At 41.6% G+C, this 25,332-nt stretch carries 25 protein-coding genes; 18 read left to right on the top strand and 7 right to left on the bottom strand.

The features are described 5' to 3' along the window. Positions 1-134 precede the first annotated feature (134 nt). The 5 genes from fadI (at position 135) to IMPJCBKJ_RS19270 (ending at position 5,117) form a co-directional block, all read left to right on the top strand. Positions 135-1,445 (top strand): acetyl-CoA C-acyltransferase FadI, encoded by a 1,311-nt coding sequence (gene fadI, locus IMPJCBKJ_RS19290; RefSeq protein ID WP_166341654.1) that lies wholly within the window; start codon positions 135-137, stop codon positions 1,443-1,445. Continuing rightward, on the top strand, positions 1,445-3,670 hold the full coding sequence (gene fadJ, locus IMPJCBKJ_RS19285; protein ID WP_166341652.1) for a fatty acid oxidation complex subunit alpha FadJ: 2,226 nt from the start codon (positions 1,445-1,447) through the stop codon (positions 3,668-3,670). The genes fadI and fadJ overlap by 1 nt, the downstream gene beginning before the upstream one ends. Positions 3,671-3,816: 146 nt before the next feature. Then, a complete protein-coding gene (locus tag IMPJCBKJ_RS19280; RefSeq protein ID WP_346774175.1) occupies positions 3,817-4,110 on the top strand; it encodes a type II toxin-antitoxin system RelE/ParE family toxin in 294 nt (97 codons plus the stop codon). Positions 4,111-4,171: 61 nt separating this feature from the next. Then, positions 4,172-4,474, top strand: coding sequence for a helix-turn-helix domain-containing protein (locus IMPJCBKJ_RS19275; RefSeq protein WP_054553216.1), 303 nt, complete (start codon positions 4,172-4,174; stop codon positions 4,472-4,474). 112 nt (positions 4,475-4,586) lie between these two features. After that, complete coding sequence (locus IMPJCBKJ_RS19270; protein ID WP_054553215.1) at positions 4,587-5,117, top strand: GNAT family N-acetyltransferase; 531 nt, start codon at positions 4,587-4,589, stop codon at positions 5,115-5,117. A 13-nt stretch (positions 5,118-5,130) separates the two neighbouring features. Here the strand turns inward: IMPJCBKJ_RS19270 and IMPJCBKJ_RS19265 are convergent, their stop codons facing one another. Further along, positions 5,131-5,517 (bottom strand): MmcQ/YjbR family DNA-binding protein, encoded by a 387-nt coding sequence (locus tag IMPJCBKJ_RS19265; RefSeq protein WP_054553214.1) that lies wholly within the window; start codon positions 5,515-5,517, stop codon positions 5,131-5,133. 190 nt (positions 5,518-5,707) lie between these two features. Between IMPJCBKJ_RS19265 and yeiP the strand changes: the two genes are divergently transcribed. The 7 genes from yeiP to IMPJCBKJ_RS19230 all read left to right on the top strand — a co-directional run bounded on the left by yeiP (position 5,708) and on the right by IMPJCBKJ_RS19230 (position 12,985). Continuing rightward, entirely contained in the window at positions 5,708-6,280 is a 573-nt protein-coding gene (gene yeiP, locus IMPJCBKJ_RS19260; protein ID WP_054553213.1) for an elongation factor P-like protein YeiP, read from the top strand. A gap of 145 nt (positions 6,281-6,425) precedes the next feature. Next, positions 6,426-7,154: an RDD family protein gene (locus tag IMPJCBKJ_RS19255; protein ID WP_054553212.1), complete on the top strand. Its 729-nt coding sequence runs from the start codon at positions 6,426-6,428 to the stop codon at positions 7,152-7,154. Then, the gene (locus IMPJCBKJ_RS19250) at positions 7,151-8,101 is read left to right on the top strand and encodes a stage II sporulation protein M (protein WP_166341650.1); all 951 of its coding nucleotides are present in this window, start codon (positions 7,151-7,153) and stop codon (positions 8,099-8,101) included. The genes IMPJCBKJ_RS19255 and IMPJCBKJ_RS19250 overlap by 4 nt, the downstream gene beginning before the upstream one ends. Next, on the top strand, positions 8,091-9,551 hold the full coding sequence (locus IMPJCBKJ_RS19245) for a hypothetical protein (protein ID WP_166341648.1): 1,461 nt from the start codon (positions 8,091-8,093) through the stop codon (positions 9,549-9,551). The genes IMPJCBKJ_RS19250 and IMPJCBKJ_RS19245 overlap by 11 nt, the downstream gene beginning before the upstream one ends. Beyond that, entirely contained in the window at positions 9,541-10,689 is a 1,149-nt protein-coding gene (locus IMPJCBKJ_RS19240) for a hypothetical protein (RefSeq protein ID WP_166341646.1), read from the top strand. Before IMPJCBKJ_RS19245 ends, IMPJCBKJ_RS19240 begins: the two co-directional genes overlap by 11 nt. After that, the gene (locus tag IMPJCBKJ_RS19235) at positions 10,686-11,669 is read left to right on the top strand and encodes a MoxR family ATPase (protein ID WP_054553208.1); all 984 of its coding nucleotides are present in this window, start codon (positions 10,686-10,688) and stop codon (positions 11,667-11,669) included. The genes IMPJCBKJ_RS19240 and IMPJCBKJ_RS19235 overlap by 4 nt, the downstream gene beginning before the upstream one ends. Beyond that, on the top strand, positions 11,666-12,985 hold the full coding sequence (locus IMPJCBKJ_RS19230) for a DUF58 domain-containing protein (protein ID WP_166341644.1): 1,320 nt from the start codon (positions 11,666-11,668) through the stop codon (positions 12,983-12,985). The genes IMPJCBKJ_RS19235 and IMPJCBKJ_RS19230 overlap by 4 nt, the downstream gene beginning before the upstream one ends. Before the next feature lie 61 nt (positions 12,986-13,046). On the opposite strand, the gene IMPJCBKJ_RS19225 is transcribed toward IMPJCBKJ_RS19230, so the two are convergent. Then, on the bottom strand, positions 13,047-13,523 hold the full coding sequence (locus IMPJCBKJ_RS19225; RefSeq protein WP_166341642.1) for a DUF4234 domain-containing protein: 477 nt from the start codon (positions 13,521-13,523) through the stop codon (positions 13,047-13,049). Between the two features lie 220 nt (positions 13,524-13,743). On the opposite strand from IMPJCBKJ_RS19225, the gene IMPJCBKJ_RS19220 reads away from it, so the two are divergent. Further along, positions 13,744-13,938, top strand: a complete 195-nt coding sequence (locus IMPJCBKJ_RS19220; protein ID WP_054553205.1) for a hypothetical protein — start codon at positions 13,744-13,746, stop codon at positions 13,936-13,938. Here the strand turns inward: IMPJCBKJ_RS19220 and IMPJCBKJ_RS19215 are convergent. Both IMPJCBKJ_RS19215 and IMPJCBKJ_RS19210 read right to left on the bottom strand, forming a co-directional pair. After that, positions 13,935-16,127: an EAL domain-containing protein gene (locus IMPJCBKJ_RS19215; RefSeq protein ID WP_240921069.1), complete on the bottom strand. Its 2,193-nt coding sequence runs from the start codon at positions 16,125-16,127 to the stop codon at positions 13,935-13,937. The two genes, IMPJCBKJ_RS19220 and IMPJCBKJ_RS19215, sit on opposite strands and share 4 nt — an antisense overlap. A gap of 98 nt (positions 16,128-16,225) precedes the next feature. After that, positions 16,226-18,946 (bottom strand): insulinase family protein, encoded by a 2,721-nt coding sequence (locus IMPJCBKJ_RS19210; protein WP_166341638.1) that lies wholly within the window; start codon positions 18,944-18,946, stop codon positions 16,226-16,228. A 195-nt stretch (positions 18,947-19,141) separates the two neighbouring features. On the opposite strand from IMPJCBKJ_RS19210, the gene sixA reads away from it, so the two are divergent. From sixA to IMPJCBKJ_RS19190, 4 genes are read left to right on the top strand one after another with little or no spacing between them, the layout of a single operon-like run. Continuing rightward, on the top strand, positions 19,142-19,618 hold the full coding sequence (sixA, locus tag IMPJCBKJ_RS19205) for a phosphohistidine phosphatase SixA (protein WP_054553202.1): 477 nt from the start codon (positions 19,142-19,144) through the stop codon (positions 19,616-19,618). 49 nt (positions 19,619-19,667) lie between these two features. After that, the gene (locus tag IMPJCBKJ_RS19200; RefSeq protein WP_166341636.1) at positions 19,668-20,018 is read left to right on the top strand and encodes a RidA family protein; all 351 of its coding nucleotides are present in this window, start codon (positions 19,668-19,670) and stop codon (positions 20,016-20,018) included. Next, positions 20,002-20,478, top strand: a complete 477-nt coding sequence (locus tag IMPJCBKJ_RS19195; protein ID WP_166341634.1) for an ASCH domain-containing protein — start codon at positions 20,002-20,004, stop codon at positions 20,476-20,478. Before IMPJCBKJ_RS19200 ends, IMPJCBKJ_RS19195 begins: the two co-directional genes overlap by 17 nt. Further along, a complete protein-coding gene (locus IMPJCBKJ_RS19190; RefSeq protein WP_166341632.1) occupies positions 20,475-21,209 on the top strand; it encodes an SDR family oxidoreductase in 735 nt (244 codons plus the stop codon). Before IMPJCBKJ_RS19195 ends, IMPJCBKJ_RS19190 begins: the two co-directional genes overlap by 4 nt. Position 21,210: 1 nt before the next feature. Here IMPJCBKJ_RS19190 and IMPJCBKJ_RS20890 read toward each other — a convergent pair whose 3' ends face one another. From IMPJCBKJ_RS20890 to smrB, 3 genes are all read right to left on the bottom strand, one after another. Further along, complete coding sequence (locus IMPJCBKJ_RS20890) at positions 21,211-22,527, bottom strand: sensor domain-containing diguanylate cyclase (protein WP_166341630.1); 1,317 nt, start codon at positions 22,525-22,527, stop codon at positions 21,211-21,213. A gap of 232 nt (positions 22,528-22,759) precedes the next feature. Then, positions 22,760-23,680: an AEC family transporter gene (locus IMPJCBKJ_RS19180; protein WP_166341628.1), complete on the bottom strand. Its 921-nt coding sequence runs from the start codon at positions 23,678-23,680 to the stop codon at positions 22,760-22,762. Between the two features lie 24 nt (positions 23,681-23,704). Beyond that, positions 23,705-24,262: an endonuclease SmrB gene (smrB, locus tag IMPJCBKJ_RS19175; protein ID WP_054553197.1), complete on the bottom strand. Its 558-nt coding sequence runs from the start codon at positions 24,260-24,262 to the stop codon at positions 23,705-23,707. Between the two features lie 101 nt (positions 24,263-24,363). On the opposite strand from smrB, the gene prmB reads away from it, so the two are divergent. Continuing rightward, complete coding sequence (gene prmB, locus IMPJCBKJ_RS19170; RefSeq protein WP_054553196.1) at positions 24,364-25,299, top strand: 50S ribosomal protein L3 N(5)-glutamine methyltransferase; 936 nt, start codon at positions 24,364-24,366, stop codon at positions 25,297-25,299. Positions 25,300-25,332: the final 33 nt, after the last annotated feature.

Raw genomic sequence — 25,332 nt, 5'->3', positions numbered from 1 at the left:
ATATAAATACGGTGTTTTTTTGTAAATAGGCCGAAAAAAGCCTATGGTTGAAAACTTACTATTGGCATTCGTACACGGGTTGTTTTAGAATCAGGAAAAACAAACAGGTCAGACCTGTCAGCGGGAGAGCATAAATGTCTGAGCAAAATATACTTAAAACAGCAAAAGGCGATCGTATCGCTATCGTTAGCGGCCTGCGAACGCCATTCGCAAAGCAAGCCACAGCATTCCATCATGTACCAGCCCTTGATATGGGTAAGTTAGTTGTCAACGAAATGCTTGAACGACTTAACTTTGATAAATCTGAAATTGACCAACTTGTATTTGGACAAGTAGTGCAAATGCCAGAAGCGCCAAATATTGCCCGTGAAATCGTATTAGGTACGGGTATGCCTGTTTCTGTTGATGCTTATTCTGTTTCGCGTGCGTGTGCAACAAGTTTCCAAGCCATTGCTAACGTAGCCGAGTCAATTATGGCAGGCTCAGTGCAAGTAGGTATCGCTGGTGGTGCTGACTCATCGTCTGTATTACCTATTGGTGTTAGTAAAAAATTAGCGGGCAGCCTTGTTGATTTAAACAAAGCACGTACGCTTGGTCAGCGATTAAAGATTTTCTCTAAATTACGTTTAAAAGATTTACTTCCGGTTCCGCCTGCGGTCGCTGAGTACTCTACTGGTTTATCTATGGGTCAAACAGCAGAGCAAATGGCGAAAACGCACAACATCAGCCGTGAAGATCAAGATGCCTTAGCACATCGTTCGCACACCCTTGCAAGTCAGGCGTGGGCTGATGGTAAACTGAAAGATGAAGTAATGACTGCCCATGTTGCACCTTATAAGAGCTTTATTGAGCAAGACAATAACATTCGTCATAACTCAACCGTTGAAGGCTACGCGAAGTTAAAACCAGTGTTTGACCGCCAACATGGTTCAGTGACTGCAGCTAACGCAACGCCATTAACTGATGGGGCGGCTGCGGTATTAATGATGAGTGAGAGTAAAGCCAAAGCATTGGGTTACGACATTCTAGGTTATGTACGCAGTTTTGCTTTCTCAGCAATTGGTGTACATGAAGATATGCTAATGGGTCCGGCGCACTCAACGCCAATTGCCTTAGATAGAGCAGGTATCACATTAGCTGATTTAGATTTAATCGAAATGCATGAAGCATTTGCAGCGCAAACACTGGCTAATATGAAGATGTTTGCGTCAGATAAATTTGCACAAGAAAAGCTAGGTCGCAGCAAAGCGATCGGCGAAATTAACATGGACAAGTTCAATGTATTAGGTGGCTCACTTGCATACGGTCACCCATTTGCGGCAACAGGTGCGCGCCTGATCACGCAAAGCTTACATGAACTTAATCGTCGCGGTGGCGGCTTAGCGCTTACGACTGCGTGTGCAGCGGGTGGCTTAGGCGCAGCCTTTGTATTGGAGAGTGCGTAATGACAGATTCAGTATTTAGTTTATCAGTGGCTGATGACGGCGTAGCCGTTGTAACCATTGATGTGCCGGGTGAAAAAATGAACACCCTGCGCAGCAGTTTTGCAGAAGATTTAAAAACCTTACTCAAAGACGCACAAGCGCAAGCAGTAAAAGGCATGGTATTTATCAGTGGTAAAAGCGATAACTTTATCGCCGGTGCTGATATTAAAATGCTTGATAGCGCCAATAGCCGTGAAGATGCATTAGCGTTAAGCGAAATGTGTCAGCAAGCATTTTTTGATATGAAAAAGCTGCCTTTCCCAACAGTAAGTGCTATTCATGGTGCTGCATTGGGCGGCGGTTTAGAGTTTGCTTTAGCGTGTGATTATCGCGTGTGTTCAGATAGCGATATCACTAAGCTTGGTTTGCCAGAAGTACAGTTAGGCTTATTACCTGGTGGTGGCGGTACTCAACGTTTACCAAAATTAGTTGGCCTGCAAAAAGCACTTGAGTGGATGCTTACAGGTAAGCAAGTGCGTGCTAAGCAAGCGAAGAAAACAGGCTTAGTAAATGACTGTGTACCACATAGCGTATTGCTAGATGTTGCTAAAGAGTTTGCTCTGAAAGGTAAGGCGAAGGTTACTAAACCTAAGTTAGATCGTTTAAGCCAATTACTTGAGTCGAACCCATTTGGCCGCAATATTATTTTCAAAAAAGCACAAGAAAACGTGCTGAAGAAAACAGGTGGTCATTACCCAGCACCTTTAGCCATTATTAAAGCGGTTCGTGCAAGTGTTGAACTTGATCAGTTAAAAGCATACAAAACTGAAGCTGAAGGTTTTGCCACGCTGGTAATGAGTGATGAGTCAAAAGCATTACGCGGTATTTTCTTTGCAACCACTGAAATGAAAAAAGAGTGGCGTAATGATGATGCACCAGCGATCGCTAAAGCGGCAGTATTAGGTGGCGGTCTCATGGGCGCGGGTATCGCTCATGTTAGTGCCGTGAAAGCGGGTGTTCCAGTGCGCATTAAAGATGTGGCTGAAAAGGGCATCAGCAATGCAATGAACTACAGCTATAAGATTTTAGATAAAAAGCAAAAGCGTCGTATTTTATCTAAAGCTGATCTACAGCAAACCATGAACCGCATTACCGGTACTACCGATTACAGCGGCTTTAAACACATTGATATCGTTATTGAAGCGGTGTTTGAAGATCTTGCTTTAAAGCAAGGTATGGTGGCTGATGTAGAACGTGAATGCCAAGACAACACGATTTTTGCAAGTAATACCTCATCATTACCAATTGCACAAATTGCTGCTGATGCAGCACGCCCAGAAAATGTAATTGGTCTGCATTACTTCTCACCTGTTGAGAAAATGCCACTTGTTGAGATCATTCCACACGCTGGTACCTCTGAAGAAACCATCGCTCGTGTCGTTAACTTTGCCCGTAAACAAGGTAAAACACCAATTGTGGTTAAAGATATGGCTGGTTTCTATGTAAACCGTATCTTAGCGCCTTATGTCAATGAAGCGGCTAATTTACTGCTTGCAGGTGAGCCAATTGAAAAGATTGATCAAGCATTGGTTGAGTTTGGTTTCCCTGTTGGGCCTTTAGCGTTACTTGATGAAGTCGGGATTGATATCGGTTCTAAAATTGCGCCAATCCTTGAAAAAGAATTGGGCGAGCGCTTTAAAGCACCTGACGCCTTTAATCGCTTAATCGACTCTAAGCGTTTAGGTCGTAAGACTGGCCGTGGTTTTTATCTTTACGACAAGAAAGATAAAAAAGTGGATGAGTCAGTTTATGAGCTACTTGGTGTTACGCCATCACCTCGTTTAAACAAGAGCGAAATTGCTAAACGTTGTGTTGCGCAAATGCTTAACGAAGCGGTGCGCTGTTTAGATGATGGCATTATTGCAAGCCCGCGTGACGGTGATATTGGTGCTATTTTTGGTATCGGTTTCCCACCATTCTTAGGCGGTCCATTTAGCTATATGGATAAACTGGGTGCAGCACAAGTGAGCTCAGAAATGGCGACTTTTGCTAACTACAACCCAATTTTCACACCTTGCGATACGTTAAAAGCAATGGCTGAAAAGGGTGGTCGTTTTTACCAAGCAGAAAGCGAAGAGCCGGCTGTAGCTGAAGCTAAGCCTGTCGATCCGGTTGAAGTAACCAAAGAAGTGGTTGAAGACGAGCAAGCGTCAGAAGATGCTGATACAGAAACGACTAAAAGCTAATTCTTTAAATTAGTTAATTTTAAAAGCCCTGCTCATTGAGCGGGGCTTTTTTATTGGTTCGAACTTGGTTAGAAGTTGAGCGGATTAAATCTTGACTATAGGTTATTATCTATATAGATTTAAATCTATGATCAAGGAAGACTCATATGTGGTTAGTTGAAACAACCGACAGGTTCGATAATTGGTTTGACGCCTTAGATGACACAGACCGAACTAATGTACTTGCGTGTTTATTGGTTCTTCAGGAGCGAGGTCCTATGCTAGCAAGACCTTATGCAGATACAGTGTATGGTTCTTGTTTTAGTAATATGAAGGAGTTAAGGATTCAAAGTAAAGGGATTCCGATACGTGCTTTTTTTGCTTTTGATCCTAACCGAAAAGCGATTGTTCTCTGTGCGGGTAATAAAAACTCAAATGAAAAAAGGTTTATGAGCAAATGATCCCGATAGCTGATAGTGAATATTCGGCTCACCTAGATAAGTTAGAAAAGAGGTAAATATAATGGCTAGAACACTGGAAAAGTTATTGGCGAATGAAAAACCAGAAGTGGTAGCCAAAGCTAAGAAAGCGGCGTCAGATATGCTTCTTAATATTCATTTAGCAGAGCTTCGTGAACATATGAAACTAACACAAGGTGAGATGGCAAAAGAGCTTGGCGTCAAGCAGCCAACGATATCTGACATGGAGAAACCAGGTCGTGACGTTAGATTATCATCATTAAAGCGCTATGTTGAAGCTGCTGGGGGTACCTTAAGACTTGATGTTGAGCTCCCGGACGGGAGTCATTTTGGCTTTGAAGTATAACTAAGTTAAGTCTAAAAAATGTGGGCTTTTCTTCTATATTGGCCATAAGTGGTATTTAACTCACGAAATCAGTTTGTTATAACTAGGTTTATTTACAAAGCGATTAATCACCATGACTCTCACCACTGCGCGATTAACATTAAGGCTGTTAAATGCCGATGACTGGCCGCTGTTTTATACTTTGCATAATGATGCTCAAGTGATAGAGAAGTGCTTCGATAAGCCCTCAGAGGCGCAACTACGAGCAAAGTTTAATGAGCGTTTAAAGCCTTGGCAGCCAAATTCGAATTCACCACTTTGTTTAGTTATTGTTGAAACCAGTACGGGTAAAGAGGTGGGTGTGACGGGGTTTACTTCATCAACAGTGCCAGATAGTCAAGAAGTTGGTTATTTGCTACTGCCTAACTTTCATGGTCGTGGCTATGCCACAGAGTCTTTGCAAGCGGTGCTTGATTACGCCAAATCAGAGCATGCTGTGCGTGAATTTAAAGCGGTTGTCACCGAGGGTAATATCGGTTCAGAAAAAGTACTTGAGAAATGTGGTTTTCAGTTAGTCGATAAGCAACTAGATGCGTATGCTATTGGCGGTGTTTTGTATACCGATCATCATTTTCATTTAAGTTGCACTGATCACAGAGCGTGATCAGTGCGCAATTTTACAGATGAAGCTCAATTGCTTTTCTGTCTTTTTCTGGCATATTCGCAACCACTAAATCAAACGAATTATCAATCATTCGTTCAATCTCTCCCTGTGGTACGGTGCCATCTAAAATAACCGTATTCCATAAACGTTTGTTCATGTGATAACCCGGGATCACCGACGGGAAAATATCACGCAGTGCTTGGGCTTCATCTGGATCGCATTTCAGATTTAGCCACCATACAAGGTTTCCCTCATCGTCAGTTTGACCTTCTTTGCCCTCGGCAAGGGTAGCAAACATTTTATGATTCACCTTGTAAACGTCGACATCTTGGCCAAATGGTTGGGTGATCATCACCAATGGCTTTTTCATTAAATACTCGTGTACTGTGTGTTGATTCATGATCCAATCCTTGAAGTCATTTTTCGTAGTTATAAACATAGCAGCTTTTTCGTAGTTTGGAGACAACTATCGTTATAATTTGCTGAAAAATAATATAAATAAAGGCTCTGAGATTAAACTGTAAATTTTTATTGAACAAAAGCTATTACGTGGTAAATTTCTGTCATCAAAAAACGATAGGAATACACCCATGCCTAAGGCAAGTGAAGTTAAAAAAGGCGCCGCTATCGAGCATAACGGCCGTGTTTTAGTAGTTAAAGATATTCAACGTTCTGTACCACAAGGTCGTGCTGGTGGCAGTTTATACCGCATGCGTTTATACGATGTGGTAACAGGCGGTAAAGTTGATGAAACATTTAAAGACAGCGATATGTTAAAGCTTGCTGATCTCATTCGTCGCGAAGCAATGTTCTCTTACATTGATGGTGAAGAGTATGTTTTCATGGATAATGAAGACTACACGCCATATAACCTTAATAAAGAAGCGATCAGCGAAGAGATTTTATTCGTTAATGAAGAAACTCAAGGCCTTCACGTGATTGTGATTGATGGCTCACCAGTTGGCTTAGATTTACCATCAAGTGTTGAGCTTGTTGTTGAAGAAACAGACCCTTCAATCAAAGGCGCTTCAGCAAGTGCACGTTCAAAGCCAGCACGTTTAACAACGGGTTTAACGATTCAAGTTCCTGAGCATATTTCAACAGGTGACCGTATTCGTATCAACACCGTTGAACAAAAATTTATGGGACGCGCAGAAAAATAACTCTGTGGTCCATTAGAGAACCGGCTTTTTGCCGGTTTTTTGCTTTATTAGTAACTCGCTCATTACAAAATTCATTGAAAAAGGAACGAAAAACGCGCATTATTATTGGCTTACGAAAACAATAATAATTATCAGTAGTAGATTAATGTTGAACCACGGATTGGAAAACAGAGAATACATCAAACTCCCTGAAGGCGTTGATATCGCCATTACTCCCGCTGGCGTTGTTGCCAGAAGCTATGCCTACATTATCGATTTTATTATCCGTAGTTTGGTTCTACTTGCTGTTGGTACTGTATTGGCCTTCTTTGGTGATGCAGGGCAGGGGCTTATCTTAATTGCTTACTTTTTAATTTCATGGGGATATAACATCCTGTTTGAAATGGAAAATGGCCAAACGCCGGGTAAAAAACGCCTTAAAATCCGTGTTGTGCAAGACAATGGCTTACCAGCGAGCTTTTCGCAAATTGTAGTGCGTAACTTACTACGTCCAGCCGATATGCTACCTATAGGCTATTTCTTAGGCCTTGTGGTTATGTTGTTTAACAACCGTTTTAAACGCATTGGTGATTGGGCTGCAGGCACTATGGTTATTTACGACGATGAGTTAGCTATGCGCCCAGAATTATCACAAGGAGAAGTGCATATTCCTACCATTAGCTTAACCACCGAAGAGCAATTAGCGGTGCTTGCTTTTGCAGAGCGTCATGATGAACTATCTGATGCAAGGCGCCGTGAGTTGGCAGCTATTTTAGCTACTCCTTTTTCTGCCGCAGAGCATGAGATTGAGGCGCAGCTTGTTAGTTACGCACGCCATTTTGCAGGTCAAGTTCAACACGATAACGATTACCCGCAGCAGGAGGGTAAGCAATGAAGCAAACTCAATTTGTAAAATCAAATAGTGTCAGTTGGGATGAGTTTGAAGCGCTTTGCGAGCAAAATAGTGCAAAGTCTTTACCTGTTAATTTCCCTAACTTGTATCGCAAAGTCTGTAATGATTTAGCCATTGCGCAAAGTCGTCAATACAGCCCAGTGTTGATTGAGCAAATAAACAGGCTGGTGCAATTAGGACAAAAGCGCCTTTATTTATCTCGAAGCAATCAATTTTCTGAAATATGGCATGTGGCCCGCACGGCATTTCCACGTGCACTGTATGAAAATCGTTTAATGCTTGGCATTAACTTATTGGCATTTTGGGGATTGGCCTTAATTGCTTTTATTTGGGTGACAATTGACCCTGATGCCGCGTATACATTTTTAGGGCAAGGCACCGTCCTTAATATCGAACAAATGTATAACCCCAGTGGTAGCGTTCAAACGGCTGAGCGCGGCGCATCACAAGATCTGATGATGTTCGGGGTCTATATTTACAATAATATTGGCATTGCATTTCAGATGTTTGCAGGTGGTGTTCTGTTCTGTGTTGGCGCTGCTTTTTTCTTGTTGTTCAATAGTTTTTATTTTGGTGCCGTTGCAGCTCACATTGTCAATGTTGGATTTGAAGGGCCGTTCTTTTCGTTTGTAATAACCCATGGCTCGTTTGAGTTAACCGCTATCATCATTGCCTCAGCGGCCGGGTGTCAAATAGGTTATGGCTTGTTAAACCCTGGACAGTATACCCGCGCATATGCGATGAAACAGGCTGCACAAAAAGCACTTCCACTGATTGTTGGCGCATTTTTAATGTTAGTCATTGCCGCTTTTATCGAAGCATTTTGGTCACCCCGTGATATTGCTAACGAAATTAAATATTTAGTTGGCAGCGGTTGTTGGGCTTATGTCATTTTTCGCTTGTACAGGGGAATGCGCTATGGAGCTTAATCGTCTTAGCTTCAATCCTCGCAAGCGCAGTGCTTACGAAACCTTTGATTTAACAGTGTTGCTAGTTAAGCAGCATGCTGTCGCATTGGTCTCTTTGTATTTGATGATGGCCGTGCCCGTATTTTTAATTGTTGGTTTTCTAGTAAACTGGGGCATAGGCGGCTTTGTTGTTTGGTGGCTTAAACCTGTATTTGAGCGACCATTACTTGATTACATGTCAAAAGCGGTTTTCAATCAGCCAGCCAGCATAATGAGTAGCTTAAAGTTACTCAAGCAGTTAAAAATGACTGATATGCTTGCGCATTTAACCGTTTTTAGGCTCAGCCCTAATAGAGCATTTTTAGCCCCCGTAGAGCAACTTGAACGACTATCAGGTGAACGCAAAACCAAACGTAAGCAGGTGTTGTTTGCTTCAACTAAGCCTAAGCAGACATTGTGGATGCTGTTTTGTGTACATTTTGAGTTTATCTTATTGATGGGAATATCTGCACTGACAATTGCACTTGTGCCCCATTCATTCTCTGCACAAGAAGCCATGTACCAAATTTTTGAAGCGCCAATCTGGGTTGAGATAGCGTTTAACTTTATTTATATCTTCAGTATTTCATTAGTGGCGCCGCTTTTTGTTACTGGCGGTTTCCTTGCTTATTTACACCGCCGAGTTGAACTAGAGGGCTGGGATATCGAGCTGGCATTTAAAAATATTCGCACCCGTCTTGCAGGCGTAGTCAGTGCTGTAGCACTTCTTCTGCTGACAACATTTACGCTGCAACCATCAACAAGCTATGCAGAGCAAATCGATAAGCAAGCGGTAAAAGAGCAAGTTACTGCTCTTTATAATGAGCCTAATGTCATCGAAACCGAGACTACGTGGGTGCCAAATATCGAAGCAAAAGCGAGTTCATCAGATAGTGACTGGTCTTGGCTTATCGATGTATTTACTGCCATTGGTGAAGTGTTTGGCGTGTTAGTTTGGGTATTGGTCGGCTTATTAGTTATTTGGCTAGTGTATTACCTGATGCAAAAACGTGGCTTTTTTGCCAACTTAAGCTTGCCTGAGCGCAGTAAAGTGAATGAACAGCCAGTGATCCCAACCTTATTTGCAGAAATTAAAAGTAAGGATTTACCTACTGATTTAATTGCTGCTGCAAAGCAGTGTTTTGAGCAAGGGCAGCACCGCTTGGCGCTGGCGTATTTGCTTCATCATGCGCTGAGTTGGGCGCAGCAACGACATGAAGTGCGCTTACACCGCTCGATGACTGAGCGCGAATGTAAACGTGCAATTGATGCTAGGGTGCCAAATCAAGGGCAAGCAATTTTTGCTCGCTTATTTTCTGCGTGGGTCACGGTCGCTTGGGGCCATAAAACCCCTGATATCGACTTTATCGAGCTGATTGAGCAAATTACAGCTATGACAGCAGAGACTAAGGAACAAGCCCATGAAGCTTAAGGTTGTGCTTATTGCGGCGCTCGTATTGTTTAGCCTATTTGCTATTGCGGGTATTGCCTCTTTAGATTGGCAGAAAAAAGAAATAGAGATTGGCTTTCATAGTGATGTCGCAAAAGATAACTTTACGATGGCTCAACGGCTACTTAAAGCCAATGGTATCGATTGGAATAAAAACAAGCGCTTGGCAGAGCAAGCTCAAAGTGATGAGTTAAACATAGACCCACAAAGTATCTTAATTTTAGATGAGGCAGTGCTTGCTGATTCTTACCTGTTAGATGTACAGCTGGCTGATTGGGTCGCTGAAGGCGGACGCTTGATTTATGTATTAAACAGGCAACGTGATGAGCTGGCAATTGATAGCACCGTATTTTTTAGTCAGCTTAGTATTAATATAGAAAGCCAAGAAGATGTGTTTGAATATGATTTTGCAATGCTCAAAGAGGGGCATAAAAATAGTACGCTCTCAATTGATGAAAACACTCAGCTTGACCTTGAGCTAAGCCGTGCCTTTTTTATTGAAAACTGCCCCGGTGTGAATACCAATAATGATAACGGCGACACCCTAATGTGTGACTTTGCGTTTGGTCAAGGTCGGGTCATTGTGATGCCATCGCTGTTACCTTTTACTAATTACCGACTTCGCCACCTTGATCATGGCAGCTTATTACTTTGGTTAAGTAAAGGGGCTAAAAAAGTAACCTATGTCCCTTACCTGACTTACCCAAATTGGTTTGCCAAATTATGGCACTGGAGCTGGCAATGTGTGGTGACGTTGCTGTTATTAATTGTGCTTGCAGTATGGCACATCAGTAGTCGCATCGGCCGCTCTTATGCTCCTGACTTCGATGTAAAAACCAGCTTTAATCAGCATATTCGAGCAGTAGCAAACTTTTATTCTGAGCATGGTCACGAAGCCGTGTTATTTACTGCTCTAGAAAAAGATTTTTACGCCAAAGTTGAGTCGCGAGTACCTAATTTTAAAATGCTCAGTGCTGAAAAACAGGCGCAGATCATCGCTAATTTAACTCATTTTGAAAAACAACAGGTGGCTGAGTTGCTTGCTAGCAAGTTGCCTGAGTCCAAAGAACAACGAACAGAATATATAAAACGATTTAAACAATTAAGGAATGCCTTATGAGCACGGAATTAGACACTAATCGCATGAGCTTAGTTGAGGCAGCTGATGCAGTAAAACAAGTAAAGCATAACATTTCGCGTGTGTTAGTTGGTCAAGATGCCATTGTTGAAGATGTGCTTACGGTGCTCTTTGCGGGTGGTCATGTGTTACTTGAAGGGGTTCCAGGGCTTGGTAAAACGCTACTGGTTAGAGCCTTAGCAAAAAGCTTAAATGTAGACTTTTCGCGAGTGCAGTTTACACCGGATTTAATGCCTTCAGATGTTGTTGGCCATAGTTTGTATGATATGAAATCAGGTGAATTTAATATCAAAAAAGGCCCAGCATTTACTAATATTTTACTGGCTGATGAAATCAACCGTGCACCCGCAAAAACGCAATCAGCCCTTCTTGAGGTGATGCAAGAGCAACAAATCACCATTGATGGGGAGTCATTATCTATTGATTCACCGTTTATGGTATTAGCCACTCAAAACCCATTAGATCAAGAGGGGACGTATCCGCTGCCAGAGGCTGAATTAGACCGCTTTATGATGAAAGTTGAGCTTGGTTTTCCTTCTCATGAATCGGAAGTTGAGCTTTTAAAACTGAATACACAAATTGTGTCTAATGAAACCAAAGTAGAGCAGCTGCCAGCAGTATTAGATGCTAAGCGTATTGCGGAAATTAAACAGCTTTGTGCAGATATCTTAGTCGACGAACAAATACTTAATTATGCCGTTGATATCGTGCGTAGTTCACGAACTTGGCAGGGCGTGTTGCACGGTGCAGGGTTACGTGCCTCAATTAATATTATTAAAGCCGCAAAAGTAATGGCATTAATGAATGGTCGTGACTTTGTAACCCCAGATGACGTGAAGTCAGTGTCAGTGAATATTTTAAGGCACCGATTAATTTTATCGGCTGATCTGGAGCTGGAAGGGGTGTCATTTGATGAAGTGATCAATGCCATTTTAGCCAGTGTTGAAGCGCCGCGCTCATGAATCGCATCAAGCATAGACCTGCAAAACGCTTAGTACAATTAACAGCCTTGTTGCTGTTATTGTTGTTTGTCTGTGCCATTGCATCGGTTGACAGCTTAGTGTTAACGGCCTTGCTCCTAGTGCCTTTATTGCTCGCATTTTTCGATTATATGGCGGCAAAGTCAGAGCCTTTACTTGAAGTAAGCGCACAAACGAACCTCAACATGGCTTTGTATCGACGCCAACCCTTGCAGATAGTGATTAAAAACAAAGCGAAGCATGCGACCATGCTAGATGTCAGTGTTCATTTGAGCAATGCAATTGAGCTGCAAAAGCCACAGCAAACGGTGTTTATTGATGCAATGCAACAAGCAAAGCAGAGCTTTACATTACGCGCTCACAAGCGAGGCGATGCGCAGATCAGTGCCATTGAACTTAGGGTTGGGTCGCCATTTGGGCTTTGGCAAACAAACTGGCTAGCTGCGCAAGCGATTCAACTAAAAGTGTATCCCGATTTTAGCCGTGTGACTTCAAAGCAGCATTTAAATGGCGTAGTGAATAAGCCTATTTCAGGCTTAAAGCTCACTAAAAAGCGCGGTGATGGTATCGAATTTCAGCAATTACGCGAATATCGCCAAGGTGATAGTGTTAGACAAATAGACTGGCAGGCGACTAGTAAGCGTCGAAAACTCATTTCTCGAGAGTATCAAGAAGAGCAAAACCAACATGTTATAGTGATGCTCGATGCCTCTAAAAAAATGGCCATCGAAGCCAATGAAGGTAGCCACTTTGATCATGCTTTAAATGCATTGTTACTGCTGTCGCACACAGTTTTAAAGCAAGGTGATTGGTTTAGCATGCAAAGCTTTAACCAAAATCTGCGTTGGTTACCTGATGTAAAAGGTGCACAGAATGTATCACGGGTAATGAATCACTTTTATGATCTATACCCAGATCAGAGCAGCAGTGACTATTTAGTGGCTGTGAACCAATTAATTGCTAAACGCAGTAAACGTTCTTTAGTGTTATTAGTTACCACCCTTGATGAGCAAAGCATTGATGAGTTAATGCCTGCAATTAAGCTATTACAAAAACACCACTTAGTGGCACTTATTAATATTAATAACCGTGCTATAAATGAAGTACTCGATGAGCCTATAGAAAAGTACGAAGATGCAACCAGCTATTGTGCAGCTTTAGCACTGTTAAATTCACATAAAGCCAATATGGCAAAGCTGAAAAAACAAGGGGTGATAGCCATAGACTGTAACCCTGAGCAGCTACTACCGCATGTGCTTAACACCTATTTAAATGTGAAGCACTCCGGGGCATTGTAATACTAGCTAGCAATAAAAAAGGCATTGAACTCAATGCCTTTTTCAATAAATAACGAAACGATTATTTTTGATTATCAATAGCTTCGTTGATTTTGTATTGGAAATAAATAGCATAAAAGAAAAATGTCAGTATGCCACTTAAATGCACTGGTTCGTTACTGCCTTCATTGATTAGCTCTTTAAGTGAGGCACGTAACGAGAAAATGAATACCAGACCAACAATTAAAGAAATAATAGAAGCAATAGCAGACAAGACTTCAGAAATATCGGTGAATGCCAAAACAAAGTTGATTGCGTAAATAGCAATATAGCCATAAATTAAGTTTTGGTTAACTTGATGTTTAGCAAGCGCGTTTGCTTTGTTTGCGCGGCTTACTAGCCAGTAAATTGAGTAAATACCCAATGTAAAAAGGCTCAAAAAGAACACGCCCCAAGCAGAGAAGCGGTCAAAGTTTAAAATAGGTTTATTACCACCATTATTTTGCTGAGTAAGCTCAGCTTCTGGTGCTTCATAGATGTTAGCTGATTCTTCAGACATAACGATTCCTCATAATTATTTTTTATATTCCTTTGTGCTGATAGCACGCATCGATAATAACAGTGAGGTTGCTTTTTGTACATCATTTCAACAGCCTAGAAAGTAAAGCTTTGTAACATAAAGGCCAGTATAAATAAGCCTTATAGAGGTTATAGCATGAGTGAAGTTTTAAAGCTTGCGGAAATTATGTACACTGCCGCTGATTTTTATGAGGTGCTGTGTGTTATTTATCTTTTTGAGTTGTGTATTTATTTTGGTGATGTATTTAGAGTCTCTGTCTAAAGGAATGCCGGTAAAGCGCTGGATGCTGTTAGGCGGTGTGCTTGGGCCTGTTGCTTGGTGTTTATTTAACATGCACTACCGCCGCGCATTTGTGCGTCACGTTGGCCATCAATCGTGTGGCTGGCGACCTTAAGCTTTTGCTGTTTTTAGTAGGCTAGGCGCAGATTTATCGAGTTGCTTTTGTAAGAAGGCGGTAAATTCTGGCTGTGATAGTGGCTTTGAGTAATAGTAACCTTGTACCGTCTGACATTTTAACTGCTCTAACATCATGACTTGTTCGGCTTGTTCAACGCCTTCTGCAACCACATGTAAATCAAGGTTATGAGCAATGGTTACAATCGAGTCGACCATATTCCGGCCACGTTCTGTTTGCATGTCGTCAATAAAGGCTTTATCAACTTTCAAAGTATTAAGCGGGAACTGTTTTAGATAAGCTAACGATGAGTAGCCTGTACCAAAGTCATCCATTGCAAGGTGAATACCTCGGGCACTGAGTGAGCGCATGACAGAAATAGCTTCGTTTGGGTCGTCCATAACCGTACCTTCGGTGATCTCAAGTTCAAGGAAGTAAGAGGGCAGTTCATTCTTTTGCAAAATCACATCAATACGGGTGGTTAAATCGGGCAAGCTGAACTGTTTAGCGGATAAATTCACTGCAACACGACCGTTGAATAACCCTTGGTCAATCCACGCCTTTACATCGCGGCATGCTTTGTTTAAAACAACTTCACCAATTTCGATAATTTGCCCAGTTTCTTCAGCAATAGGAATAAACACACCTGGACTAATTACACCTTTTTTCGGGGTAATGAAGCGTACCAAGGCTTCCATACCATCTAGTTTACCTGTACGAATATTCATTTTTGGCTGGTAGTACACTTCAAAGTGGTCTTCTTTTAGACCGTAACGCATTAAGTTTTCGATTTGTAAGCGTTTAACCGCTTCACGGTTCATTGTGTCGTTGAAAAACAGATAGCTATTACCTTTTTTCTTAGCGTGATACATGGCTGTATCCGCATTTTTAAGTAATAACTCGGGGGTATTACCATCTTCAGGAAACAGCACAATACCGACACTTGAGGTGATCACCAGTTCATGGCCTGCCATATTAAAAGGTGTAGCAATTGCGGCTAAAAAGAGTTTAGCCATGCGAGTGATAGTATGAATATCGTTGGTGCCCGACATTACGAGCGCAAACTCATCCCCGCCAAGACGGTAAAACACATCTTTTTCGCGGGTTAACTTATTCAAGCGCATCGCAAGCTTAGACAATAAGCTATCACCAAGTTGGTGACCTAGAGAGTCGTTAATCTTCTTAAAGTTATCTAGGTCAAACACTAACAAAGCGTGATGATTATCTTGCTTAGCGAGCTTTTTCAGGTTGGTGAAAAACAAGTTTCGGTTAGGTAAGCCCGTTGTACGGTCACGGTTTGATAAGTTATGTAATTGTGACTCTGCTTTTTTACGCTCAGTTTCATCTGAAAAAACAACTACGTAGTTACATATTTGGTTGTGCTCATTTTTGATTTCATCAATTGAAATTTCAATTGGTAACAGCTGTCTTTTCGCATTGCGAAGTTTTACCTCTTGCTGCCAGTGTTCTGTCGCTTTTACAGTGGCTTTAATTTCATCTACATAGCTTTGGTCATAGCCATTTAAGGTAAAATCTTTCTTTAAGTATTGCTCTCGTGTACCACCAAATAGTGTTAAAAAACTTGGGTTTAAGTCAACCAATTTGAAGTTTTTATCGTAAATAGCAATGGCGTCAGTTAGCGACTCAACGCATTTAGCGAATAGGTTTAAACGTGCTTCTGTTGATTTCAGCTGAGAAATATCTCTTACAGTGCCAGTCATACGCAAAGGGTTGAGGTTTGCGTCTTTTTCGATGATCTTGCCGCGATCTAGTACCCAGTGCCAACGACCAAAGCTGTCTTTAATGCGGTAACTCGCTTCAAAAAAAGCGGTATGCTCGGCGAAGTGTTTTTTAAGAGCTGTTTCGACGTGTTGTAAGTCGTGTGGGTGAATTAATTCGCGATTAGGGGGAAAGCCGCTGCTACTATTTGTATCTGAAGTGTATTTATCATTAATTCGTAGCACCTCGCCGGTTTTAATATTCCAGTCCCAGAGGGTGTCACCACTACCTTCTACGGTACTTTTTAAACGATGTTCTGAGATACGAAGTTGCTGTCGAGAGCGTTTTAGTTTAAAAATTATGAATAATAAGTATGGCAATAACAGCATCATGATAGCACTTGGAATAAGCAACAATGTGCTCTGTTCAAGCTCTATGGGGCTGGCGGATGCAGAAAAAATCCCAGCCATACTTATTGTTAAAAAAGCAGAAATCATTTTTATTATTTTTGTCATTAATGCATTACTTTAATTCGCAACAATTAATCTAATCTAAGCTCACGTTCGAGTCAAAGAGAATGCGAAGAAAGGGTTGTTTTTGGCTGTTTTTTGGCCTTTGGCTCACTTAAAAGTTCTATTCTTGGCCTGTTTTCACTAAAGGTTTCGGTAATATACTGCTGCATTTGAGCAAGGCTTAACTTATCAAGTGCCTCTAAAAGCTGCCGTTGCATATTAAATTCAGTATCGCGATTACCGATTGCCAACCATAAACGTTGCGAGCGTAAGCGTAAATTTTTATCTTTTTCAGCAATATGTGTGACAAGACCCGCTTTGGTATCTAACCATTGCTGTTCAGAAATGCTGTTTACTTGTGATACATAATTATTAATAAATTGCTGGTGACGCTGAAGTATCTCATCAGCACTGTGCTTAGGTGACTGCACATAAAATGCGATACCCGCACGGGTATTAAACGGAGCATAGCCTGCACCAACTAAATAGCCGAGTTGTTGCTTTGTTCTTAGCTCATTAAAGTAATCTTGATTTATTAAATGGTTAAGTACCATCATTTGCACTTTTTCGCTGGTGTCATCCGTTTGTGCTTGATAGTACAGTACCATTGCATGATCGCTGCAATTTAACATGAAGCGCTGTTGATCTACTTCGGTTATATCGTTTAGTGGTCGCGTTAAATCAATAATTGTGGTGCTGCCAGCTAAGTGCTCAGTCACTTGTTTTTGGAACTTAAGCGCATCAGAGCGTTGCCAGTTACCATGTAAAAAAGACTCAACGTGCAAGGCTTTAAAAAACTCATTTCTAAAGCAATTAAACTGATGGAAACTCGTATCCTTTAAAGCCTGCGCTAAGGCATTCGGCTCTGGGTTCCATGGCATAATTTGCGCACCCAAAATACTAAATAGCTCGCTAACAGGTTTGTTTTGATTGCTGTTTCGCCAATGTCTAACTAGCTGCTTTTTGTACTCAGCAAAGCGTTTTGCGCAGATTTCAACATTAAAGAGTGCTTCAAGTAACTCATTAACTAGCTCCAACTGACTCGATGAAAGACCGGCAGTGTGTAGAGTTAACCCGCCTTGGTGAGAGGTTAAGTGATAACTAAGGCCAGCAAGCTCAGCCGGATAAAACTGCTCAGCTACACTGTCCATAAACAAGTCTGCAAATAAGCGGGTAAGGGCCATGTGCTTAACATCTTTAATCGCAAAGGTTGAGTCCATCGCTAAGTAAAAATGCCCTTTTGCCACTCTGAAAGTCGCATCTTGTTTAAACCAAAAATCAAAGCCCTCTCTTTTGACTAAAAGCTCTGGTGATTTAGTTGGCTTTTCTAAAGGCAATAACTCAACTTCTTTGGTGAGGTATGGGTTAGCACTTGGTAAGCACATCTGTGGTAATGGCGTGTTTATTTCGCTTAGCGCTTCTAACCAACTTGTTGAAATGTCCTCTACTTTATAAGGGGTGTTGTACCAAGCTGTAGTGTGCTCAGGCTCAACACCTGGATGAATGAGTACCAAGCGCATGTTATCAGGTGTTAGCCATTGCATGGCAATTTCATGAGCGCAGCGGTTAAAGCCTTCCATTAAATAATCGCCTTGCACATAATTGGCTTCATCGTAATGCTGCATATTAATGCTTAAGTTACTCACCCAATCAATTAAACGTGCTTTTTCTTGGTTATCAAAGGCAATTTGCAAGAGGTTCTTTTTGTCTTGATAAAGACGCGGCAATTTATCGCAGTTTTGGTTAATTAAGCAGATATACTCAAACACCATTTCGACGATATCTTCATAGTATTCAATACCTTCATCAGTCAACGCCATACTGATATTAAAATCTTTGAAGTTACTGCCATTAATGCCACCACCTGCTGAGAGGGCATTGATCCAGCCTTGCTCTTTTAGAATAGAGTACAGCGATCCTTTGCCTTCGTAGCCAAGTAAGTGAGCGATAAAACTAACGGTTTTGTGACGATAAAAGTCATCTATATTTGGCATCGCAAAGCTAATAATGAGCTTTTGCATATGTTTATGTGGCTCAATGTGTAACACCTTACCTAAGTCTTGTTTACGGTAAAGTGGCTGCTCTATAATCTCTTTACTTTTTGGCTGACCTTTTATTTCGCTAAATAACTGTTTTACCCAGGTGGTCATGGTCGCAATATCTTCATTGCTGCAGACCACCAGTGTCATCCACTGAGCCTGATAATGACTATCGAAGAAAGCACGAAGCTCATCACTGATGCAGCCCTCACGATCCGCGAGGGTTTGCTGGTTACCAACCGAAAACTTTGCAAAAGGGTGTGCTGGGTTCACCGTTTCTTTGTGAGCCTGATAAATTCGTCGGCCATCATCTTTTATTTTTAGTTTGAATTCTGCGTCTATGGCATTGCGTTCTTTTGTAGTCTCTTTAGGATTTAGTAGTGGTGCGATAAAAAAACGACTGAACTGTGCTAGTGCTTCAGCAAACTGCTGGCTGTTTATATCAAAGAAGTAGCAAGTGTGCTCAGTGCCAGTCCAGGCGTTGGTGTTGCCACCAGATTGTGATACAAAATTAGAAAAACCGCCCGATTCTGGGTACAAATCAGTGCCTAAAAAAAGCATGTGCTCTAAAAAGTGCGCAAGGCCTTGTCTGTCAAGAGGATCGTCGAAATGGCCTGCGTTAATTGCCATAGAAGCCGCTGATTTTGTTGACTCTAAGTCTTGCACTAAAAGTACTTTTAGACCATTGTCCAGTGTTAGGGGTTGATATGTTCTGTTATCATTGCGGCTGATATTCAAAAGATGCTCCTGAAAGAGTGCGTTAATGTCCTAACAACAGATGATATTTTCAGGAAAGCTAAAAAAGACAGAGCTACGAAAATCTACCTGAATATCATAAGCGGATGTTTAATGTATCTAGTGATGATATTCTAATATAGCGAACAATCAAGCAAACTGGCTACTGTTTTATATTCTTTAATCGGTTGATTTTTTATGAAAACAATCTTAATCATGCGCCATGGCGAAGCAACGCCAATGCAAGCAGATGATGCAGCAAGACAACTGACCGAGACCGGTCACCAAGAAGCTAGTCGAATGGGGCAATGGTTAGCAACACATCATAAACCGGATGCTCTGTTGGTAAGTCCTTACATTCGTGCTCAACAAACAGCTGCCGATGCTACGCAACATATTTCGTTACAATTTAATGAAACCTGTAACGACATTACCCCTGATGGTGTGCCGCAAGTTGCTGCTGATTACCTCGAAACCTTGATTGCTATGCATCCAGACTGCAATACTTGGTTGGTCGTTGCTCATATGCCTATTGTTAGCTATTTAGTTGATCAGTTAAGTCCAGGCCATATGCCTATTTTCAATACCGGGGCGATTGCTGTTATCGAATATGATGAACACAAACAGCGCAGTCACTACCTTAGTATTCACTCGCCAAATAACGTCGAAATCTAACAGTGGATTTGCTAAATTAGCGCCACTGTTAATTTTTTAAGCTATTACTATGACAATCGAACGTTTACAAACCGGTGCGCGTATGAGCCGCATCGTTAAGCATCACGGCACAGTATACCTATGCGGCCAAGTTTGTGCTGATGCCGAAAAAGATATCACCGAACAAACTCAAACCATGCTAGATAAGGTCGAAGCGCTACTTATTGAAGCAGGTAGTAGCAAAGAGCACATGCTAAGCGCCACAATTTACCTGAAGAGCATGGAGTACTTTGCACAGATGAATGCAGTTTGGGATGCTTGGGTACCACAAGGTCATGCGCCTGCTCGCGCTTGTGTTGAGGCAAAAATGGCGCGTGACGCACTACTTGTAGAGATTTCTGTCGTTGCAGCAGTTAAGTAACGAGCAGCGTATCGCGCAGCTGATTGCTCGCTTTAATGAGCAATCAGGCCGCGCAGTGACTGAACTACCAAGTTGGCATTTTTGTGACAATGAGCAAGATGCTAATGAATGCGCATTACTGGTTTTAAATGGCGTAAAACAAGCCACAACCCCTTCACTTTATTGGTTTAAAGCCAATAATGAAACCCTTCCTGAAGTTGGTGATTTAGCTATTTTTACCAATTGGCAGGGACAGCCCCTCGGCATTATTGAAACCGTCTCTGTAACTATTACCCCATATAATCAAATAAGCGCCGATTACGCCGCATTAGAAGGTGAGGGCGACAAAAGCCTTGAGTACTGGCAGCATGTGCATTGGGATTATTATCAGCGAGAGCTCGCAGGTACAGGCTATCAATGTCACCCTGAGATGCCGTTGGTGTGTGAGCAGTTTAGGTTAGTTTTCAAGGAGTCAGAATGAATACGAATCCAGTGGTTCTTATTACCGGAGGCGGCCGCGGTATAGGGGCAGCGACAGCAAAACTGTTTGCGAGACATGGTTATGATGTGTGTATTAACTATAAGTCAGATCACGCAAGTGCAGAGCCGGTCGCTGATGAGATAAAAGCGCTTGGCGTGAATGCCTATTTGTTGCAAGCTGATATAGCCGATGAGCAGCAAGTACTCGCCATGTTCGCTAAATTAGATACTCAGGTTTCTCGGTTAGATGTGTTAGTTAATAACGCAGCGATGATGATGCCACAAATGCCGTTATTAGAGATGGATGCTAAGCGTATCAACGCTATTTTAAGCTGTAATGTTACTGGCGCCTTTCTGTGCGCGCGCGAAGCAATAAAGCGTATGGACAAAGGCAGTATTGTGAATGTTTCATCGGGTGCTTCACGCACAGGTTCACCAAATGAATATTTAGATTATGCCGCATCAAAAGGAGCGCTTGATACCTTCACGATAGGCCTTGCTAAAGAAGTCGCGAGTAAAGGTATTCGGGTTAATGGGGTAAGACCAGGCCTTATTTATACCGATATGCACCGCGATGGCGGTGAAGCAAACCGAGTTGATAGGTTAAAATCTAAGTTGCCGCTAGGGCGTGGTGGTGAAGCAGAAGAGGTCGCCTCAGCGATTTACTTTTTGGCAAGTGAGCAAGCCTCATTCACAACAGGCAGTTTTATCGATGTATCGGGTGGGCTTTAAGTTAAAAAGCTTTACGCACACGATTGCGGCCTTGCTGCTTTGCTTCATACAACGCTCTATCAGCATCAGCTACAATGCTCTCAAGTTTTTCAGCTCTTTGTGCTTGAGTAACTCCGAAACTTGCCGTCACCTCTAATGATTGACTATTTACGGTAAATAAATTTAACTCAATGTCTTTTCTAATTTTTTCAGCTAACTGGCTCGCAACCGATAGACTTGTGTTAGGCATAAAAATAATAAATTCTTCACCTCCCCAACGGCTAGCAACATCTTGCTCTCCTAAGTTGCTTCTGAGTATTTTTGCTACCTCTTTAATAACCTTATCTCCGGTATTATGGCCATACAGATCATTAATGTTCTTAAAATGATCAATATCAACCATGATTAAAGCGAGGCTATTCTCTTTTTCGGTATGTTCTTCAAACCAGTGGTTTATTTTGTCTCTATTCGCTAGTTTTGTGAGTGGATCTATGTTTATTCTTGCCTCAATACTTTTACGTTGATAAGCAAATGCAGCATAAATAAACAATAATAAGAAAAACAAAATTGCAGCCAATTGAGCGCTGTGACTGAAAAATGCATAGTTAATTTCTGCTTGCCTTTTAGCCATAGGCGATATTAAAAAAACTCGCCAATCTAGCTGGGGCAAGTTGAATTGCGTAACAACATGATCATCCTGTTCTATTTGGATAATGATACTGCTCAAATTCTCCATGTTGGCCAGCTCTTGTGCCGCATTTTTGAACCAACTAAGTTCATTTAAGTTAACAATATCAGTAAACTGTGCTTGAAAGTCTCGATGAGAAGAAAGCACCACCTCGTCAACATTATTGACAAAAAGTAAGTCGTAGCCATGTGTAGCTTTATATTGTTGAAAAGCTTCCCAAAATGACTGAAGACTTTTACCTACACCTATAAAGCCTAAAAAGTCGCCTTGCTCAGAATAAACTTTGATATCTACGTATAAATGTACGTTCTCGCGGTTTCCTAAGATAGCAACGGTATCGCCTTGCATTGCTTTTACTTTTGGATACCACTCGATATTCTCTTTTTGTAAATCAATCGTTGTGCCATCAGAATTAAATTGCATTTGTTGTTGCTCACTTGCTAAAAAAACGAGCATATTTAAATTTTCCTGAAGCTGTTCTAAGTGGTTTAGAATGACGGCTTGGTCTAGTTCACTATCAGTAAGTAAGTTACTTAAGCTTCCTGTGCTCGCTAAGGCTTGAGCAGTATGAACAGGCTTGTAGAGTTCTTCGACAACCAATGAAAAAACAGGGGCAATAGACTGTTGTTGTAAGCGACTTTGTTCAGCCACTATATTACTTATAGTGAGATAAGATGCGTAACCTATGACGAAAATGATGCAAATTAAAATGCTATATAAGTTTCGTTGATGCCGTAAAATCGTTTTCACTGAAAGCCTTTCTAAAGTGGTGCTTATAAATTTGTGATTAGTTAAAAGACGATGTTGTGCAATTATAAGTCAAGTTCATTATAGCGAATATATTAAATACTGCTTTTTCAATATTTTTAGTAATGACTTCTAGCTAGAGTAATATGTTTAACCAAGCACTAAAGCTCACTACACTCAATACAGTTGAAAGCACGACGCTACTTGCCAGTGTCGCTTGGTGTTGCTTAATTTGATTGGCGATTAGATAAGCGTTGACCCCTAAAGGAGAGGCGCTTAAAAGTACTAACACGTTCAGTAATGATTGCTCTAGGTTGAATACGCTGCCTGCAAAAAAGTAGACCCCGCACGGTAACACTAAAAGCTTGATGATGGTTGCAATGAGTGATGCTTGTAAGTTGTCGGCCACTTTATAAAACGCAAGGTTCGCCCCTAATACAAATAACGCACAGGCAATGGCAGGTTTCGCAAGTAGACTCAGGCCATTTGCAAAATCATCAAAAAGTGTAAAGCCAAGTAGGTTAACAGCCAAGCCGCTACTGATGCTTAACACGACTGGATTGAGCAGCATGTTTTTAGCAAATGCTCGCCAAGAGAATGTTTGCTGCGATTTAGCGCTGAGCAAAAAGGTGAGGGTAAACAAAAGTGCGCTATGAAAAGTGATGATCATAAATACAATACCGACCATCTGTTGCCCAAGTGCTGCAATAATAATAGGCAAACCTACCAGTACCGTATTTGAGTAACTACTGCCAAGGGCAAATACAGCATGACGTGACGGCGCAGATTGCTTGCTAATGAGGTAGCGGTCAATAACATAGCCGAGGGCGTAAATGGCCAATACCGGGATGTAAAAACTCAAAAAGCCTGCAATAGATACACTATTTTGTAAATCGGCTTGGGCCATATTTAAAAATAGAAAAGCAGGCACGCTAATGTAAAAAGTAAACTTACTTAACCCTGCAATATGCTCTTTCGATAAAAACGTGCTTCGCGAGCTGATGTAACCACTTAACACGATAAAAATCAGTGGAAAGATAATCGAAAAAATATGCACTTTAGGCCTTATGACAAGAAGACGTTAGCGTCTGAACTCATCACTTTGTGGAAGATTAATTAAAATAAGTACAGCACCTTTACCACCAAATTCAAGAGGCGCTTGGTGCATAGCAATCACATCAGGGTGTTGAACTAAATATTGCGGTACCTTGTGTTTAAGTATGCGCTCACCAATGCCATGCACAACACAAGCGCAATAGTAATGCTGTTTTTTACACTCATGAATTAAACCCGCCAACTCATCTTTGGCTAATTCTTTATTTAAGCCATGTAAATCAAGGGTTAACTCAGGTGGGTAATCTCCACGGCGAAGTTGCTTTGCTAAAAAGCTATCGTGACCTGGTTTGACATAACTTACGGTGCCATGAGTGTCGATGTCTGGTACATATTCATCAGAAAAGAAAAATTCTGCCTGATGTTGCTTTTTTTGCTGGGAAAATTGCTTCGCTTGTGACACTTTAGGCTTATTGGTGAATCGAATAGTGTCTTGTTTAAATGCTTTGGCACCACTGATACTCTGACGAAATAAGTCAATATCGTCAGTGCTAATGTGGTTGTTGGCGTGGGGATCTTTTTTCATGGCGGCAGTCTAAACAAAAAAACGCTAAAAATCGAGTAAAAACCAACTGAAAAGACGGTACAATACGCGTCAGAACAGACTTTGAAAGTTAAGGAACATACATGAACCATTTCCAGATAGAAGACGCAATTTTAGACGAGGCAATTGCAGAACTTTCAACGTTGCATGATTGGTTACGTTGGACAACCAGTCAATTTGCCAGCAGTGGTATTTTCTTTGGGCACGGCACAGATAATGCGTGGGATGAAGCAGTTAGCTTACTATTACCTGCATTAAGTTTGCCAATCGATGCGCCAAAAGAGCTAATGCATGCGCGTTTAACCAGCACCGAGAAAAACCGCTTAGCTGAACTAATTGCAGAGCGTATTAATGATTGTACGCCAGTACCGTACCTAACCAACACTGCGTGGTTTGCAGGTATGCCGTTTTATGTTGATGAGCGCGTGTTAATTCCACGTTCGCCATTTGCTGAGCTAATTAACAATCGCTTTGCACCTTGGTTAGAAGAGCCAAGCTCAGTAACGCGCATTCTTGATTTATGCACCGGCTCTGCATGTATTGCTATTGCACTTGCGCAAGCATTTGAAGATGCACAGGTTGATGCGGTTGATATTTCATATGAAGCGCTCGAAGTTGCTGATATTAATATTAGCGATTACATGCTAAATGACCGTGTACTGCCAATTCAGTCAGACGTGTTTAGCGGTGTCCCGGGTCAAAAATATGACCTGATCGTAGCTAATCCACCGTATGTTGATGCTGAAGATATGGCTGATTTACCTCGTGAATTCCATCACGAGCCAGAGCTTGGTTTAGCATCGGGTCATGATGGTCTTGATGTTACTCGCACCATCCTAGCTGAAGCCGCAGAGCATCTAACTGATAACGGTTTGTTATTTGTCGAAGTTGGTAACTCTATGGTACATATGGAAGAGCTGTACCCGGGCGCTCCGTTTGAGTGGGTTGAATTTGAACAAGGTGGTCTTGGCGTGTTTGTGATCAGCAAACAACAGCTTGTTAACTATTTCGCAGATTAACAGCAGGTTTTAAAAGCCGAGCCTGAGGGCTCG

Source organism: Pseudoalteromonas sp. MB47, from assembly GCF_011319765.1.
Taxonomy (GTDB): Bacteria; Pseudomonadota; Gammaproteobacteria; order Enterobacterales; family Alteromonadaceae; genus Pseudoalteromonas; species Pseudoalteromonas simplex.
The sequence above is the reverse complement of the archived record's forward strand: the minus strand, read 5'-3'. Positions and strand labels throughout refer to the sequence as shown.